This is a genomic window from Dactylosporangium sp. NPDC005572 (assembly GCF_040605515.1).
GTDB lineage: Bacteria > Actinomycetota > Actinomycetes > Mycobacteriales > Micromonosporaceae > Dactylosporangium.
On sequence record NZ_JBEXCY010000110.1, the window covers coordinates 1 to 14,539 of the forward strand.

Genomic DNA, 14,539 nt, shown 5'->3' on the forward strand with positions numbered 1-14,539 from the left:
GCCCTGACCTGCTTCGCCTGGGGCCCAACCGGTTCGAGGCGGCGCTGCGGGCCGAGGCCGTGGCGGTCCAGGAGGAGCAGAAGGCCGTTCGCGACCAGTACCTCGACCTCGCCCGCCAGGAGGACGAGCAGGAAGAGGGCAAGGGCGTGACCCGCCGGCGGTTCTTCGTCGGCGCGGCGGCGACCACGACGGCGCTGGCGACCAGCCAGTTCATCACCACGCAGGCGTCGTTCGCGGCCACCCCGACCGGCACCCTGATCCACGTGTTCCTCTACGGCGGCGCCGACGGCCTGTCGCTGTTCGCGCCGATGAACGACGCGGTGCTCCAGCGCGTCCGCCCGTCGTTCACGCTGGCGGAGAACACCTCGATCCCACTGGAGCGCGGCTTCGGCCTCAACGAGTCGTTCGCGCCTTTGAAGAAGTACCTCGACGCCGGCCAGCTCGCCTTCATCCCCGCGGTGAGCGACCGGCGGCTCGACCGCAGCCACTTCGCGGCCACGGACATCTGCCAGCTCGGTGGCCTCCCCGCCGAGACGGGCGGCATGGGCTGGCTGACGAACCTGGCCGACAAGCTGGGCCCCGGCACGGCGTTCCGCGCGATCGGCATCGGCTCGACCCTGCCGCGCTCCCTGGTCGGAGGCGGTGGCGCCCTTGCCCTGTCGAACGTCGGCGCCCTGAACGTCAACGGCGACGGCAAGTTCAAGCAGCCCACCGTCGACGCGATCAAGACGCTGTTCACGGGCGTCAACCACCCGATCGAGAGCCCGGTCCGCGCCGGCATCGACGCCCTGACCCTGGCCCAGAAGCTGGCCCAGGAGGGCTACACGCCGGCCAACAACATCCGGTACACCGGGGTCGGCAACGCGTTCAAGGAGCTGGCCCAGCTGATCAAGGGCGGCGCCAACGTCCGCATCGCCACGGTCGGCATGGGCGGCTGGGACACCCACGAGGGCCAGGGCACCCGCGCCGGCTACGTGGCCCGCCACTTCGGCGAGCTGGCGACGGGCATGGCGTCGTTCTTCGACGACCTGGGCCCGGACCTGGCCTCGAACGTGACGATCATGGTGTCGAGCGAGTTCGGCCGCCGCGTGGCCGAGAACGGCAGCGGCACCGACCACGGCCACGGCGGCGGCGTGGTGGTGCTCTCGGGCAAGAAGCTGGCGGGCAAGGTGATCGGCACCTGGAACGGCACCGGCACCCTGGTCAACGGCGACCTCCCCGAGATGAACAACATGTTCAGCGTGTTCGGCTCGGTGGCCCAGGGCCGCTTCGGCCTGACGAACGCCGAGGTCGGCCTGATCTTCCCCAGGCAGACGTACACCCCGCTCAAGATCTACGCGTAGCTCCACCTACGCGTCGAGAGGGCGGCCCCGGTCCCGGGGGCCGCCCTCGACGTTTTCGATCTGTCCCCCAATGAGGCTTGTACAACCTGGGGCAGCCGGATCGTTGTCTCGTTGTACCGGCAACGTCTAGCGCGATCAGACCGTCCACCGCTGCAGCCTTCTCACACATGCGCCAACAACGTCGACAAATGCGGTGCTGCCCCGGTGGTCGGCGTGCACGGCGACGAAGCCGCAGTAGAAGACCCGCTCGTCGGCCATGACCTCGTTGAGCTCGTGGCGATACCTGAGGTGCCGCTGAACAATTCGCGCATCCAGGTCAGCGAACGCCGCACTGATACAGCTTCCACTCATCGTCGCCGAGCTCATCACTGAGGACCAGCAAGATCTTGGTCGTCACGACTCCCTCCCATCGTTGCGGTGCTCAAGCGGCTAGAGGTGCCAGCCATCCGACCGGTGGCCCCATCGAGTCGATCGCCGGCGTTCGCCGAACAGCGATTGCAGCCGCACGACGTCGCCCGGACGCTCGACGGCTGCCGAGTGGGACGGCCGCCCGGGCCTGCGGATCGGACGTCCGGTCTGTCGCATTGCGCCGCGCCCGTTGCGATGCGGACCAGTCTGCGGCGGGAGGTGCAGACCGGGTTGCCTCCTACCCGCCAGGTACTTGCCTGCCAGCCCCAACCTGGCCCAGACCAGTACACGCACCGGGCCACGGCCAACAAACATGATCGGCATCGGGCGCGGTGCGCAGGGCTGAGCCGCAGCCACGACACCGTTCCCGGTTCGCCGAGCTTCTCGGTATGAGCGGCACCGTTCTTGTTCGTCAGCGTGAGCCGATTGCCTGTCCCTGTCACAGCGTTGCCGTCGCCTCTCAGATCCACACAGGTCGCTCCCTGAGCGGTCCGTAATCAACTCGTTGCGCCATATATTGATGCACGCGGTGCTGTAGCGAGGCGTGGCGCAGCACTGGCTGTTCGGAGGAACACCTCATGGAGGTACCAAAGGTTCGTCTCATCGCCCATGTGCCCGCGCTCGTGCGGGATCCGCTGGGCTTTCTGACGAAGGTCAATGCCACGCACGAAGGCGGGGTTGTGGCACTTGCGGGTGAGACCCGGATTCCGACCCTACCTTGTAGGCGATCCCGACCTGGTCGAGCGAGTCTGGAAGGGGTCCGCGGACACGTATCTGCGGCAGGGGATGATGTGGTCCGAGCTGGCCAAACTGCAGGGGACGACGGGCGTCGGGGCCGAGGGCGCAGGGTGGCGACCGAGCCACGACCTGCTGCAGGCGTTCTTCTCGGCGTCGACGGTGCGGGCGATGATTCCCAAGATGGCGACAGCGGTACGTGCCGCCGTCGATGACCTGGCCCAGCATCGTGATCAGCCGATTTCACTGGTCGAAGCGATGATGGCGATCACCCTTCGCGTGCTGCGAGGAACCTTCTTCGGCGACCGGGTGACGCTCGCTGAGGCCCGGCAGGTCGGTGCGGCCATCGACGGCTCCTACCGAGAGATTCAGGCCAGGATTGCCGTGCCGGACACACCTGACTGGATCCCCATGCCCGGCGATCGCCGGCGTCGCCAGCTGACCGCCGAGGTCGACAGTGTCGTGCACCGGCTGGTCGAGCGCGCCCGAGACGAGCCGGAAGGCCAGGACGTCATCTCAATGCTGGCCCACGCAACGATCGACGGGCAGCCACTCGGTGAGCAACTCGTCCGCAACAACCTGGTCAACCTTTGGACGGGGGGCACCGAGACGACAGCGCTCACGCTCGCGTGGTTGCTCATCGTGCTGCAGGACCGCGCGGACATCGCCGCGAAGTCGCAGGCTGAGATCGACGAGGTTGTCGGCGGCCCCGCCAAGTCCGTTGATGCGGAACATCCGGGCAGTCTGAAGTACACCAAGATGGTGCTGCAGGAGACGTTGCGGCTCTACCCGCCGGCGTGGACGCTGCCCCGCGGAGTGGTCCAGCCGACTGACCTCGGCGGCGTGGCCCTCCAGCCCGGGGACACCGTCATCAGGTCCCCGTATCTGACCCAACGCATGCCCGAGTGGTGGCCGGACCCCCTGGTGTTCGAGCCCACCCGCTGGGAGCAGCGTCCGCTGCACCCCTGGGCGTGGTTCGCATTCGGCGGTGGGATTCATCGCTGTCTGGGCCAGTATTTTTAAGTCGAGGCCCAGTTGGCCGTCGCCGAGCTGCTGACCCGGTAGCGCATATCCGTGGAGGCGCCGAAGGGCACGGCGCCGATGATTTCCGCCGCGCTGCGGCCGCGGCACAAAAGTATGGCTGCGACTGACGGCCAGATAACGCACCTGGTACGGCGGGTCACGCCTGCGGTACCAGGAAGTCCGGGCCCGTGAGTCCATCGTCTTCGGGAGCGTTTACGTCGTGGTGTCATGGCTGGCAGGTTGGCGCAGGGCCGCACTGAAACGGCAGGTCAACCTTCTCGTCGGCTGTCTGCTCGTGTTCTGGGGTTTCGGGGCCTGGGTGACCGGCGCGGCCCGTCTACACCTGCTCGGTGCGAGCATGATCAGCACGACGATGGCCAAGCCCGGCCTGCCGCTGGAGGCGGCCCTGCAGGCCGAGCGCATGGCGGCAGTGCGCTATCTGGCCGCGCCCAGCCAACAGCACCGCGAGGAGCTGCTGGGAGCGCAGCGCGAGTCAGAACGCATCGCCGCGACATGGCGGCAGTCGGCGCAGGGCTGGCTGGCTGGCGTGGCAGCCAGCGGCGAGCTGCAGCGCCGGGTCGGTGACCTGGTGCAGGCCCTCGACGGACTTGCCGAGACCCGAACCGCGATCAGCGCCCGCCAAGTTCAGCTACTGGGTCGAGTCTGTCCGGCAGCATGTGGCGCCATTGCATATCGACACCGCCCACAGAGACAACTTCGACGCCACGTCCCAGGTAGTTTGATCTAGGACTGATCACGGTTGCTCGGTTTCGGTACCCGTCGCTGCGAACCCGTCGAACGCCGGCGCAGATCGCGCAATGCGACCCGGAGATGTACCAACTCGCGTTGCCTGCGGCCGGCCGCTCCACCATCGAACAGGGCGACAGCAGCGCCGTGCTGGGGCCCGCCGACTGGACGCTCTCGGACAGTTCTCGGCCGCACGGAGCATCACACAGCCCGCAAACCTCAGGGCTACCTGACCAGCCGAAGCTCGCAACGTCGGTCACCGTCCTGATTCCGCACCACCTACTGCCACTACCCCGCACCAAGGTCAGCGCGCTGATGGCAGCTCGCATACCATCCGGGCACGGGATGGGGGCGCTCGCGGCGCAGCTCGTACGGCAGATCTCACGCCACCCGGACCGGTACGACCCGAGCCAGGCACCGGTTCTCGCCAGCACCGTTCTCTCCCTGGTCGCCGGGATGGTCGCGCAGCAACTGTAGGTGACGGACAGGCTGCCGGCGGAGGTCCGGCACGATGCGCTGCGTGCGGAGATTGACGGATTCATTACCCAGCATCTCCACGAGGACCTCACTCCTGAGCGGATTGCGGCCGCACATCACATCTCGCTGAGCACGCTGTACCGGCTGTTCCAGACCAGCCCTCGGTGTTTGAGCGAGTGCGGACCGCGCGCCTGCAGCGTTGCGCAGCCGACCTCTCCAATCCGCTGCGTCGCGACGTCCCCGTGCGAAAGATCGGCGCCCGCTGGGGATTCCCTGCCCCTAGCCACTTCAGCCGGCTGTACAAAGCCCAGTACCTCGAGACGCCGCAGCAGTACCGCGATCGGTACCGCCTGCGCAGCGATGGTGAGGCCTGACTCGCCCGGGGGCCGAGCACCGTGACGTGCCGGTGCTCAGCGCCACAGCGACGCCCGCACCTCCGACCGAGGGGAGTGCTCGGCACCAGCTGAGCCGGCCATCGGAGCGGTCTTCCGCCCCTGGTCGGCCGGGCCGCGGCGCCGGCGTAGCCGACCGAGATCGTCCTGGGCATCGTCGTGGGTCATGGCGTCCAGACCACCTTGCCGTCGTCACCGGTCGTCACGTGGCCGCCGACCACGATCGGGATCGGCTCCGTGAAAGACGTCCATCGCCGCGGCTCGAGGATGTCGGTCGTCCACTCGTAGCCGATCACAGCCTCACCGTCGGACGTTGTTGACACCGTCACTTCCCGGGTGTCACCGATCGACAGGGCTAGTTCCGGGCAGCGCGTGACCTTCCAGGTGATGTCGCGGGTGATGGTGTAGCGGCCCTCGGCTTCGAATGGACAGTCGTTGCCGCTCAGCGGCGCCGGGTCGGTGTCCGGGCGGATGGTTGTCTGTTGGGCGCAGGCGTCGATGCGTGCCTTCACCTGCCGGTCGACCTCGGCGGCGAGGGTGTCGCGGAGTTTGACGGTCGGGTTGACCCTGGCCTCTTCGCCGCTCCCGCCGACGGTCAGTGTGATCGGGGCGGCGATGTACAGCGGATCGTCAACCACGGCGATGGTATAGGCGCCGGGGAGTGCCCACGCTTTCCCGGGTGAGTCGGGCCGGACCATGACGGTAGCGCCAGCAACTCGAACGGTCGGCAGGTGGGCGCTGTCGACGACCAGCGGCTGCCCAGGGGCGGCGGTGATCGACCAGTCGTGGTACCAGCCGGTGCGGTGGACGGCGATGACGTCGTTGAAGGACTTTCCGTCGATCCGGTACTGTACGGCGACCGTGGAGCTGCGAGCCCCGTACCGTACCTGGACTATCTTTACGTCGGTTGGGGGTGTGTAGCCGGCGGCGAGCGCGTTCGGCCCGCACAGCGGTCCGTACCGACAGCTGGCGAGTGACCGGATGGCGGCGGTGTCCTTCGCGGCGAGCGCGGCGAAGAACGCCCGAACACTCCGGGCCGGCGGGTAGGCGGCCCGGTCGATAGCTGTGGCGACCGTCCAGCCGATGAGCAGCACCACGACGAGGCCGCCGCCGATGAGCAGGCGCTTCCATTGCCGTCGGCGCTGCTGCCGGGAGTCCGGCGGCTCAGGTACTAGCGCGCCGAGCGTCGCCGGGGTAGTCGGTGCTGGAACGCCCACAGGGCTTCTGGTCGGGGCGGGGATCACCACGGGTGCTTCTGCCGTCAGCGGGTTGCCGCAGGCCCGGCAGAACCGGGCACCCGGCCGGGCGGCGACGCCGCAGTGCGGGCATGCGTTCGCGGGTACCGGCGCGCTCATCACGTCACCGCTGACAGGGATGGACCGGCCAGCTGCCGGTACGGGTCCATGAGCCCGGCCGGTCGGGTTTCGACGAGCAGTGGCGGATCGGACCTGTAGAACAGCCACGCGTGCAGGGGCGGCAGTTGCTGGATCGCCTCGACCGGCAGGACTGGGCGGTAGGGGGAGCCGACCGCGTGCGTCCGCCCGACCGTGTCGTCGCCGACCGGGCCACCGCCGGGTTTCGGGCCTCGCATCATGCCGGTCGTGGGGGTGCCGTCGCTGTAGTAGGTGACCTGGGGGTCGCGGCACTCGCCGGCCCAGCCGGAGATGTTGCGCAGGTCTTCGCCGTGGCTCAGCCCGCCGTAGATCAGTTTCGCGGTGGTAGCGGTCAGGAGCGCTTGCTGCTCGTCAACGCCGTATCGGGCGCGGAGCTGGGCAAGCGATTGGGCGGCCCAGAGCGTGACGACGCCAGCGCCGCCCTCGCTGACGAGGCTCGGAAGGCTGCGCAACGGCGCGATGTCGGCGACCTCGTCGAGGGCGAGCAGCAGCGGGTCGGTGAGGCGGCCGCCGGCCGTTTGGGCGGCGAGTTCGGCGGCCCGCTGAGCGATCGAGTCGACGAGGCCGACGATCAGCGGTGCGATCGCGTCCTGGTAGTGCGATGGGCCGACGATGAACAGCGTCGACCCGGTCGTCAGGAACTGATCCAGGTCCAGTTCGGTGGCGGTGGTCGACGCCAACACGGTGGGTTCGGCGGTGGCGTCGAGGCAGTTGCGGGCGACGGAGAAGAAGCTGCCGCGTTCCCCGTCGCCGACCTGTTCGACCGCCTGCAGGTCGTCGGCCCAGCCCCGGGCCGGGGTATCGATGTGGCGCAGGATGTCCGCGGCGGTGCGCATGTCCTGCTCGGCCAGCCAGCGGCGGATCTGCGCGACGTCGGTGCCGGCCAAAGCCGCGGCGTGGAACAGTCCCCGCAGGATGATCGCCGCGCCGGTGCGCCAGGGTTCCCCATCGGTGATCCCCCGGGCGGCGACGTCGGTGATCGCGTTGACGCGCCGGTAGCAGATCGCCGGGTCGGCGCAGCCAGCGAGTGGTGACCAGCGCAAGCTGCGCACGCCGGGCAGGGATCCGAACGGGTCGTACACGTACACTCGGCCGCCGAGCCGTTCGGCGAGCTGGCCGCGTCGGCCAGCGCAGAACCGCAGCACGTCGCCGCGTGTCGAGGTGGCGACGGCCGGGCCAGCCCAGCTCATCAGGGTGGGGATGATGATCCCGGAGGTTTTGCCGTAGCGGGGCGGGCCTACGATCCCGACGGAGTCTTCGGGGCTGGTCCAGCAGCGGCGGAGCCCGTCGGCTGGGTCCAGACCGAGGTAGACCTGGGTGCGCGGCTCGACCTGGAACGGCGGCAGCGGCGCGCGGGTCGGTTGGGTTCGCTGGGTCATGGCGTCACCGGTCCCGCTCGACCGTTGACGTCGGCATCCAATCAGGCAGGCTGCGCAGAATCGGGTGGCTGGGCAGCAGGTAGCGACGACCCGGCTCTTCCAGAGCTTCCAGCCGCAGTTCCGTCGGCGGGTGCACGGCCAGGATCGCAGCGTCCCACCCGGACCGTTCACCGTCGAACGACTCACGCAGGTAGCTCCGCGCCCGATGCAGACCGCGGCCGTACCCGGCGCGCGCGGCGGCGGCGTCCGCGCGGTACTCGGCGGCACGCCAGGTGCCCGCCTGCACCGGGATCACCAGGTACCGCACCGTGACGATCACCGACCAGAACACGAACCGGATGAGGTAGTGCAGCGGCCGGCTGTGGGCCATCCGCAGCAGCCGGGTCGCGACCTCGTACAGCAGGTACAGCGGCAGGGTCACGCCCTTGGACCAGGCCACTGCGATCGCGTCGCCGTCGCGCCAGTGGGCCAGTTCGTGCGCGATGACCGCTGATACCTGCTCGGCGTCGTGGTCGAGCTGATCGAGCAGGCCCTGGTTGATGACGATGTGCCGGATGCCGGCGGATGCGTCGGCCTCGCGCCGATCGTCGATGAGGATCCGCGGCAGTGACCGCAGCCCGAGGCGGGTGGCGGCGTCCTGGACCAGCGGCATCAGCCACTCGGCTTCGCGGCGGGAGAGGCGCCGGGCGCCGGCGATCCGCAGCCGCAGCGGTTCAGTGGCGGCCGACCAGGCCAGGTACAGCAGTCCCACGAACACCGCGACGAGGACCTGACCGATGACGAACCCGACCGGTCCGACCGGGTCGGCGGCGTACATCCGCCGCCAAGGTTCGGCGAACGCCAGCCAGCCCAGGGCCCAGCCACCGTTGACCGCGCCGACGAGCGCACCGACGATGCCGCCGATCTGCGCGCTCGCGGCTGGCGCGAACTCGCCGGCGCTCATCGGCAGCGGCAGAATCCACTGCAGTACCCGGTCGACGCGGGCGACGACCTGCGGCCCCACGAACGACCCGTTGAACAGGCCGACAACCGCGCCGACGAACCCGCCGACAGCCGCCATCATGATCGTAAAAGGAACGTTGAACCAGGCACCGAAGATCCCGGCCGCAGTGCCACGCACGTTGCGTAGCGCGATCGCGCCGAGCCAGGCTTGCAGCCCTGGGCCGCCGCCAAGCTGCCCAGCCGGCAGCATCCCGGCCCGGATGCGCTCGGCAAGCGGGGCCTGGCGCGGCCTGGGCATCTGGTGCTGAGGCGGCGCCTGCGGCGGTCCGACCGGACGAGTCCTGGCGGGCAGCGGTTCAAGGGCCGTCCCGCACTGCGAGCACGCCTCGGCGCTCGCTGGCAGCGCAGCCCCACACTGGTCGCAGTACACGTAGTGCTCCTCCCCACTCCGCAGGCTCATGGCCGAGTAGTTGATTTGCCTGGTCAGCCGGTCGGGATCGGACGCCTGGCGAGCGCCGTCAGGGTCGGCGAGTTCGGCAACGGTCGTCGTGCGGTCCGGAACGCGCTGCCGGCGACCGCCAACCGCTCGCCCCGGCCGCCACCGGATCGTGAAGCTCATCCCCAAGATCTGCGTGGAGCCGTGCCTGCCCGCGCCGCACGCCGCGGCCAAAGCGATGCCCGCGTGACGACGCACGGTGGGACATTCCCTGATCGCCTCCAGCCACTGTGGCCGCGTGGCTCCGGGATCGGCGGCGCAACCGGCCCGGGACGGAACTGGGCGGTGGTCACGCCGCCTGCTCCAACATCACTACGGGCCGCGCCGGTGCGTCGGCGGGCCGGGAGCCGGGCTGCGCCGACGCGGTACGGCCGGGTCGGCGGATCGGTACCTGCAGCATGTGCAGCCACACGGTGACGGTGCGGCGGCTGGTGCGCAGCCTCACGGCGATCTTCTCCAGCGGCCAGCCACCGCGATAGCAGGCCGCCGCCTCATGGCTCGGGGATCGGTCGGGGTGGCAAGCATGCCCTTCTGGGCGAGCCTGATTACGACGGTCGTCCGGCACAGGCCAGCCGCCCTGGCGATCCTGTTCGCGGTCTTGCCCCGCGCGAATTGCGCCGCGAGCCACTCGGGTTCGACGGCGCTGCTGGGTCGTTGCCGGAGGGTTATCTTCGCCCGGCTGAGCCAGCGATAGATCGTTGTCGTAGCAACGCCCGCCTCGACGGCCAACTTGGAGACGTCGGCGCGGTCAACGACGTACCGCCGGTGCAGCCACGCGTCGCGGCCCGTGCCAGGTCTGCGTTCCTCGGATGGGATCGTTACCACCGCTGGCCTCCTGCGAGTCGGGTCAGCCTGCAACCGGATACGACGGGTTCGGTTGGCTTCGCCCCAACCATGCCGGCCGGGGCGAAACCGTTCTGACCGATCGAGCACCAGGTCCGCAGCGCCATTGCGCCCGTTACCTTGCGACGGTTGGATCGACCGCACCCGTGTGCGGGCACCGCCGACCCCCGTTGGATCCGCCGCGCCTCGTGATCTTTCGGCCGCAGAACAGAGAGTGCCCTGACCAGCGGTCGAAAGCAGTGCCCGGCAGTGCCAGAGTGTTGACCCCCAGCGCCAGATCTGCCTCTCGCGGCGAAGATCGCGCTCGTGTTTCGGCATCAGGCCTGCGGCGGCACGAGGAAGGCATTGCCTGTGCCCGCACGGTGTTGCCCAGTGCGCCGCCTCTCCCCGGGCGTATCAACCGCGTCGGCCGGCCGGCCGCTTCGACCGTGATCGTCAAGCCGGCCCAAAAGCACGGCAAACGAGAGCGTCGAATGTCGAGGAGTTCTGCACCACGTCTCGCCGGTGCACGTAGCCGGACGGGCACATGCTGTAAGAACAAGTGATAGGGGTCGGGGAGACCAACGTCATCGATTTGGCGGAGTTCCCGCCGCGGAGCGGATCGATCGGTGGCACGCGATCGTTTCCGTGGCCGTCGCCTCGCAGGTGGCCGGCAGTGAGTACGGGCACATTTTCAATGCCCTGGCCGAGTTGCCGGCCTTGGGCCCGGTGGCGCTCACGTCGATCCGCGGTGTGGAGGCTCGCAGTCGCCCACGCCGTGAGCGTGGCGGGCGCGGTGTGGTGCAGACGCGGTAGTCGCCCGACTGCCGCGAGGGGCGCGGGCGCCGTGCGGTGTCGATGCTGTCAGCCGGAAACCGACGCCGAGCGTGCAGCAATCAGGCAGTGCGGAGGCCGCAGATGCTCGGCCACCGTGAGGGGCGGGGTATGCGGGTAGCGGCTGGCCTGAGGGGTGCGGGCATCCCCGCGGCCGAAGGGCGCGGGCCCTTGGGGCGACGGCGATGGCAGCGTCCGTGGGCCCGGGACGGATGTCCCGGGCACACGAGCGGTGTCTGGCGGGAGCGACGGTCGTGCCTTGCGCGGGCCCGAGTCATCGCTCTTTGCTTGGAGCTAGTCCTCCGACTTGCCGGACTGGAGGCCGGAGGCGATCAGGTCCATGACCGTCGAGTCCTGGAGGGTCGTGACGTCGCCCAGGCTGCGGTTCTCGGCCACGTCGCGGAGGAGGCGGCGCATGATCTTGCCCGAGCGGGTCTTCGGGAGCTCCGCCACGAGCATGATCTGGCGGGGCTTGGCGATCGGGCCGAGGGTCTTGGCGACGTGGTTGCGCAGCTCCTGGATCAGGGCCTCGCCGGCCTCGCCCTCGGTCTCGACGCCGCCGCGCGGGATCGTGAAGGCGACGATGGCCTGGCCCGTGGTCGGGTCGGTGGCGCCGACCACCGCGGCCTCGGCCACCTTCGGGTGGCTGACCAGGGCGGACTCGACCTCCGTGGTCGAGATGTTGTGGCCGGAGACGAGCATGACGTCGTCGACGCGGCCCAGGAGCCACAGGTCGCCGTCGGCGTCCTTCTTGGCGCCGTCGCCGGCGAAGTACATGCCCTCGAAGCGGGACCAGTACGTCTCCTTGAAGCGCTCGTCGTCGCCCCAGATCGTGCGCAGCATCGACGGCCAGGGCTCGCGGAGGACCAGGTAGCCACCGCCGCCGTCCGGGACGGACTGGGCCTGGTCGTCGACCACGTCGGCCGAGATGCCGGGGAGGGGGCGCATGGCGCTGCCGGGCTTGGTGGCGGTGACGCCGGGGAGCGGGGAGATCATGATCGCGCCGGTCTCGGTCTGCCACCAGGTGTCGACGATGGGGCAGCGGTTGCCGCCGATGTGTTCCCGATACCACATCCAGGCCTCGGGGTTGATCGGCTCGCCCACGGAGCCCAGGAGGCGCAGCGACGACATGTCGAACTGCTCGGGGATGTCGTCGCCCCACTTCATGAACGTGCGGATCGCGGTGGGGGCGGTGTAAAGGATCGTGATCTTGTACTTCTGGACGAGCTCCCAGAAGCGGCCGCGGTGCGGGGTGTCGGGCGTTCCCTCGTACATGACCTGGGTGGCGCCATTGGACAGCGGGCCGTAGACGATGTAGCTGTGGCCGGTGACCCAGCCGATGTCGGCGGTGCACCAGTAGACGTCGCTGTCGGGCTTGAGGTCGAAGACGGCGTGGTGGGTGAAGCTGGCCTGCGTCAGGTAGCCGCCGGTGGTGTGCAGGATGCCTTTGGGCTTCGCCGTGGTGCCCGACGTGTAGAGGATGAAGAGCGGGTGCTCGGCGTCGAACGGCTCGGCGGTGTGCTCGGCGGACGCGGTCTCGACAACGTCGTGCCACCACAGGTCGCGGCCGTCGGTCCAGTCGACGTCCTGGCCGGTGCGGCGCACGACGATGACCTTCTCGATGCTGGGCGTGCGCACGACGGCCTCGTCGACGATCGCCTTGAGGCCGCTGGGCTTGCCGCGGCGGAAGCCGCCGTCGGCGGTGATGACGACCTTGGCGCTCGCGTCGTCGATGCGGCCGCTAAGGGCGTCGGCCGAGAAGCCGCCGAAGACGACGCTGTGGGTGGCGCCGATGCGGGCGCAGGCCAGCATGGCCACCGCCGCCTCGGGGATCATCGGCATGTAGATCGCGACGCGGTCGCCGGCCACGACCCCGAGGTCGGTCAGCGCGTTGGCGGCCTGGCAGACGGAGCGGTGCAGGTCGGCGTAGGTGATCGTGCGGGTGTCGCCCGGCTCGCCCTCCCAGTGGATGGCGACCTTGTCACCGCGGCCGGCCTCGATGTGGCGGTCGAGGCAGTTGTAGGCCACGTTGAGCTGACCGCCCACGAACCACTTCGCGAACGGCGGGTTTGACCAGTCCAGCGCCTGGTCCCAGTCCTTGGCCCAGCTCAGCCGTCGTGCCTGCTTCTCCCAGAAGGCGATGCGGTCCTGCCTTGCCTCGGCATACGCACCCTCCGGCAGGTTGGCGGCGGCGGCGAACTCGGCAGGGGGCGGGAACTGCCGTGTCTCGTTGAGAAGGTTTTCCAAGGTCTCGCTCATCGGTGAGGGCTCCTCGAGGTGGTCCAGGTCTCGCAAGCAGGCTAGTTCGGGGGTATGACAAGAAGCGAGGTTTCTGCGCTGAGCGGCTGCTGTGAAGCGCCGGGTTTCTCTAAACCTTGTTTACATTAGCGGCACGATACCGTCTGGTGGTGCCAGGAGATCCGCTCGCCCCGCTGCTCGACCTCGCCGACGTGGCGCCCGCCTTCGACCAGGCCCGGGCCGCCGTCGACGCCGCCATGCGCAACCGCGCCCTGCGCCGCTCCGGGGGCCCCGTGGCCGCCGAGGTCGCGCTGCGCACCTCGGTCGCCAGCGCCGCGCTCGACACGCACGGGTTCGACCTCGAGGGCGTCCGGGCGGGCGTCGTCACCGACCCGGTCGTGCACGGCGCGCTGCGCGCCACGGCGGCCCTGGACGGGCTGACGGCCACCTGGGGGCGCGCTCCCCGGCAGGTGCTGGCCAAGCTGCACACGCTCGCCGCGCGGGACGTGGTGCCGGCCGCCGACCTGGGGCGCCCGGTGGACCCGCAGGCGGTGCCCCGCCTCGACGCGCTGGCGGCGCTGATCACGGGCGGCACGGCGGTTCCGGTGCTGCTTCAAGCGGCAGTGGTACACGCTGAGCTGCTGGCCGTGAAGGCGTTCTCGGGGCCGAACGGGGTCGTGGCCCGGGCCGCGGGGCGGCTGGTCCTGATCGCCGGCGGGCTGGACCCGCGAGGGCTGCTCGCCATGGACGTGGGGCACAGGAGCCGGGAGCCGGAGTACGTGGGGTCGGCCAACGCGTACGCGACGGGCACGCCGGACGGGGTGCGGTCCTGGCTGCGCCACTATGCGGCGGCGGTCGAGCGGGCGGCGGAGGAGCTGACCGAGATCTGCGAGACGGCCGCGGACCGGGGGTAGTGCTACCGCGGCCGCCTCGCAGGCCGGACTAGGCGTTCTGCTGGGCCTTCGACTGCCGGACCGTCTGGACCAGCAGCAGGATCGGCGCGATGAAGGCGTAGATGAAGATGCGGTACTCATCGCCTTCGAACAGGAAGAGCAGGTAGAACGCGTAGCCGAGGAAGCCGACGCCGATCAGGCCGTTGAGCACGCGCAGGCCGGTCGACGTCTTCAGCCACGGCTGCAGAGCCAGGACCAGCAGGAATGCCCCGCTGATGCCTAGCGCGGCGGTGTAGCCGTAGAACATTGGGTCATTCATGGAGCAATGCCTCCGGGGTGGAGTTAAGGGGGTATGGCCGCGCCAGCGTAGAGGCTTTCCCCAGCTCCGTGTGTCCCCTCGGAGGTCGGCGGACACA

At 69.6% G+C, this 14,539-nt stretch carries 13 protein-coding genes; 6 read left to right on the forward strand and 7 right to left on the reverse strand.

The features are described from left to right. Window positions 1-1,343, forward strand: a 1,343-nt coding sequence (locus tag ABZS66_RS37745) for a DUF1501 domain-containing protein (protein ID WP_354766358.1), incomplete at its 5' end; no start/stop codon positions are given. Window positions 1,344-1,478: 135 nt separating this feature from the next. Here ABZS66_RS37745 and ABZS66_RS37750 read toward each other — a convergent pair. Beyond that, on the reverse strand, window positions 1,479-1,709 hold the full coding sequence (locus tag ABZS66_RS37750) for a hypothetical protein (protein ID WP_354766359.1): 231 nt from the start codon (window positions 1,707-1,709) through the stop codon (window positions 1,479-1,481). A 699-nt stretch (window positions 1,710-2,408) separates the two neighbouring features. Between ABZS66_RS37750 and ABZS66_RS37755 the strand changes: the two genes are divergently transcribed. The 4 genes from ABZS66_RS37755 (at window position 2,409) to ABZS66_RS37770 (ending at window position 5,107) form a co-directional block, all read left to right on the forward strand. Then, complete coding sequence (locus ABZS66_RS37755) at window positions 2,409-3,509, forward strand: cytochrome P450 (protein WP_354766361.1); 1,101 nt, start codon at window positions 2,409-2,411, stop codon at window positions 3,507-3,509. A gap of 220 nt (window positions 3,510-3,729) precedes the next feature. Beyond that, window positions 3,730-4,257 (forward strand): nitrate- and nitrite sensing domain-containing protein, encoded by a 528-nt coding sequence (locus ABZS66_RS37760; protein ID WP_354766363.1) that lies wholly within the window; start codon window positions 3,730-3,732, stop codon window positions 4,255-4,257. A 35-nt stretch (window positions 4,258-4,292) separates the two neighbouring features. Then, complete coding sequence (locus ABZS66_RS37765) at window positions 4,293-4,733, forward strand: hypothetical protein (protein WP_354766415.1); 441 nt, start codon at window positions 4,293-4,295, stop codon at window positions 4,731-4,733. Between the two features lie 164 nt (window positions 4,734-4,897). Then, window positions 4,898-5,107 (forward strand): helix-turn-helix domain-containing protein, encoded by a 210-nt coding sequence (locus ABZS66_RS37770; protein ID WP_354766365.1) that lies wholly within the window; start codon window positions 4,898-4,900, stop codon window positions 5,105-5,107. A 182-nt stretch (window positions 5,108-5,289) separates the two neighbouring features. Here ABZS66_RS37770 and ABZS66_RS37775 read toward each other — a convergent pair whose 3' ends face one another. The 5 genes from ABZS66_RS37775 to acs all read right to left on the reverse strand — a co-directional run bounded on the left by ABZS66_RS37775 (window position 5,290) and on the right by acs (window position 13,251). Beyond that, window positions 5,290-6,480 (reverse strand): zinc ribbon domain-containing protein, encoded by a 1,191-nt coding sequence (locus ABZS66_RS37775; protein ID WP_354766367.1) that lies wholly within the window; start codon window positions 6,478-6,480, stop codon window positions 5,290-5,292. Beyond that, the gene (locus tag ABZS66_RS37780) at window positions 6,480-7,898 is read right to left on the reverse strand and encodes a type IV secretory system conjugative DNA transfer family protein (RefSeq protein ID WP_354766369.1); all 1,419 of its coding nucleotides are present in this window, start codon (window positions 7,896-7,898) and stop codon (window positions 6,480-6,482) included. The genes ABZS66_RS37775 and ABZS66_RS37780 overlap by 1 nt, the downstream gene beginning before the upstream one ends. A 4-nt stretch (window positions 7,899-7,902) precedes the next feature. Beyond that, window positions 7,903-9,018 carry a M48 family metalloprotease gene (locus tag ABZS66_RS37785; protein ID WP_354766371.1) on the reverse strand — a complete coding sequence of 372 codons (1,116 nt, stop codon included), beginning with the start codon at window positions 9,016-9,018 and terminating at the stop codon, window positions 7,903-7,905. A 607-nt stretch (window positions 9,019-9,625) separates the two neighbouring features. Then, window positions 9,626-9,781: a hypothetical protein gene (locus ABZS66_RS37790; RefSeq protein ID WP_354766373.1), complete on the reverse strand. Its 156-nt coding sequence runs from the start codon at window positions 9,779-9,781 to the stop codon at window positions 9,626-9,628. 1,505 nt (window positions 9,782-11,286) lie between these two features. After that, window positions 11,287-13,251: an acetate--CoA ligase gene (gene acs / locus ABZS66_RS37795; RefSeq protein WP_354766375.1), complete on the reverse strand. Its 1,965-nt coding sequence runs from the start codon at window positions 13,249-13,251 to the stop codon at window positions 11,287-11,289. A gap of 149 nt (window positions 13,252-13,400) precedes the next feature. Between acs and ABZS66_RS37800 the strand changes: the two genes are divergently transcribed. Next, window positions 13,401-14,144, forward strand: a complete 744-nt coding sequence (locus tag ABZS66_RS37800) for an oxidoreductase (protein ID WP_354766377.1) — start codon at window positions 13,401-13,403, stop codon at window positions 14,142-14,144. Window positions 14,145-14,172: 28 nt separating this feature from the next. On the opposite strand, the gene ABZS66_RS37805 is transcribed toward ABZS66_RS37800, so the two are convergent. Further along, complete coding sequence (locus ABZS66_RS37805) at window positions 14,173-14,442, reverse strand: hypothetical protein (protein ID WP_354766379.1); 270 nt, start codon at window positions 14,440-14,442, stop codon at window positions 14,173-14,175. Window positions 14,443-14,539 lie beyond the last annotated feature (97 nt).

What these genes read in the sequence shown, in the direction of transcription:
- ABZS66_RS37750 (WP_354766359.1), bottom strand. Translation starts at nt 1,709, where the DNA reads ATGAGCTCGGCGACGATGAGTGGAAGCTGTATCAGTGCGGCGTTCGCT.
- ABZS66_RS37755 (WP_354766361.1), top strand. Translation starts at nt 2,409, where the DNA reads ATGCCACGCACGAAGGCGGGGTTGTGGCACTTGCGGGTGAGACCCGGA.
- ABZS66_RS37775 (WP_354766367.1), bottom strand. Translation starts at nt 6,480, where the DNA reads ATGAGCGCGCCGGTACCCGCGAACGCATGCCCGCACTGCGGCGTCGCC.
- ABZS66_RS37780 (WP_354766369.1), bottom strand. Translation starts at nt 7,898, where the DNA reads ATGACCCAGCGAACCCAACCGACCCGCGCGCCGCTGCCGCCGTTCCAG.
- acs (WP_354766375.1), bottom strand. Translation starts at nt 13,251, where the DNA reads ATGAGCGAGACCTTGGAAAACCTTCTCAACGAGACACGGCAGTTCCCG.
- ABZS66_RS37805 (WP_354766379.1), bottom strand. Translation starts at nt 14,442, where the DNA reads ATGAATGACCCAATGTTCTACGGCTACACCGCCGCGCTAGGCATCAGC.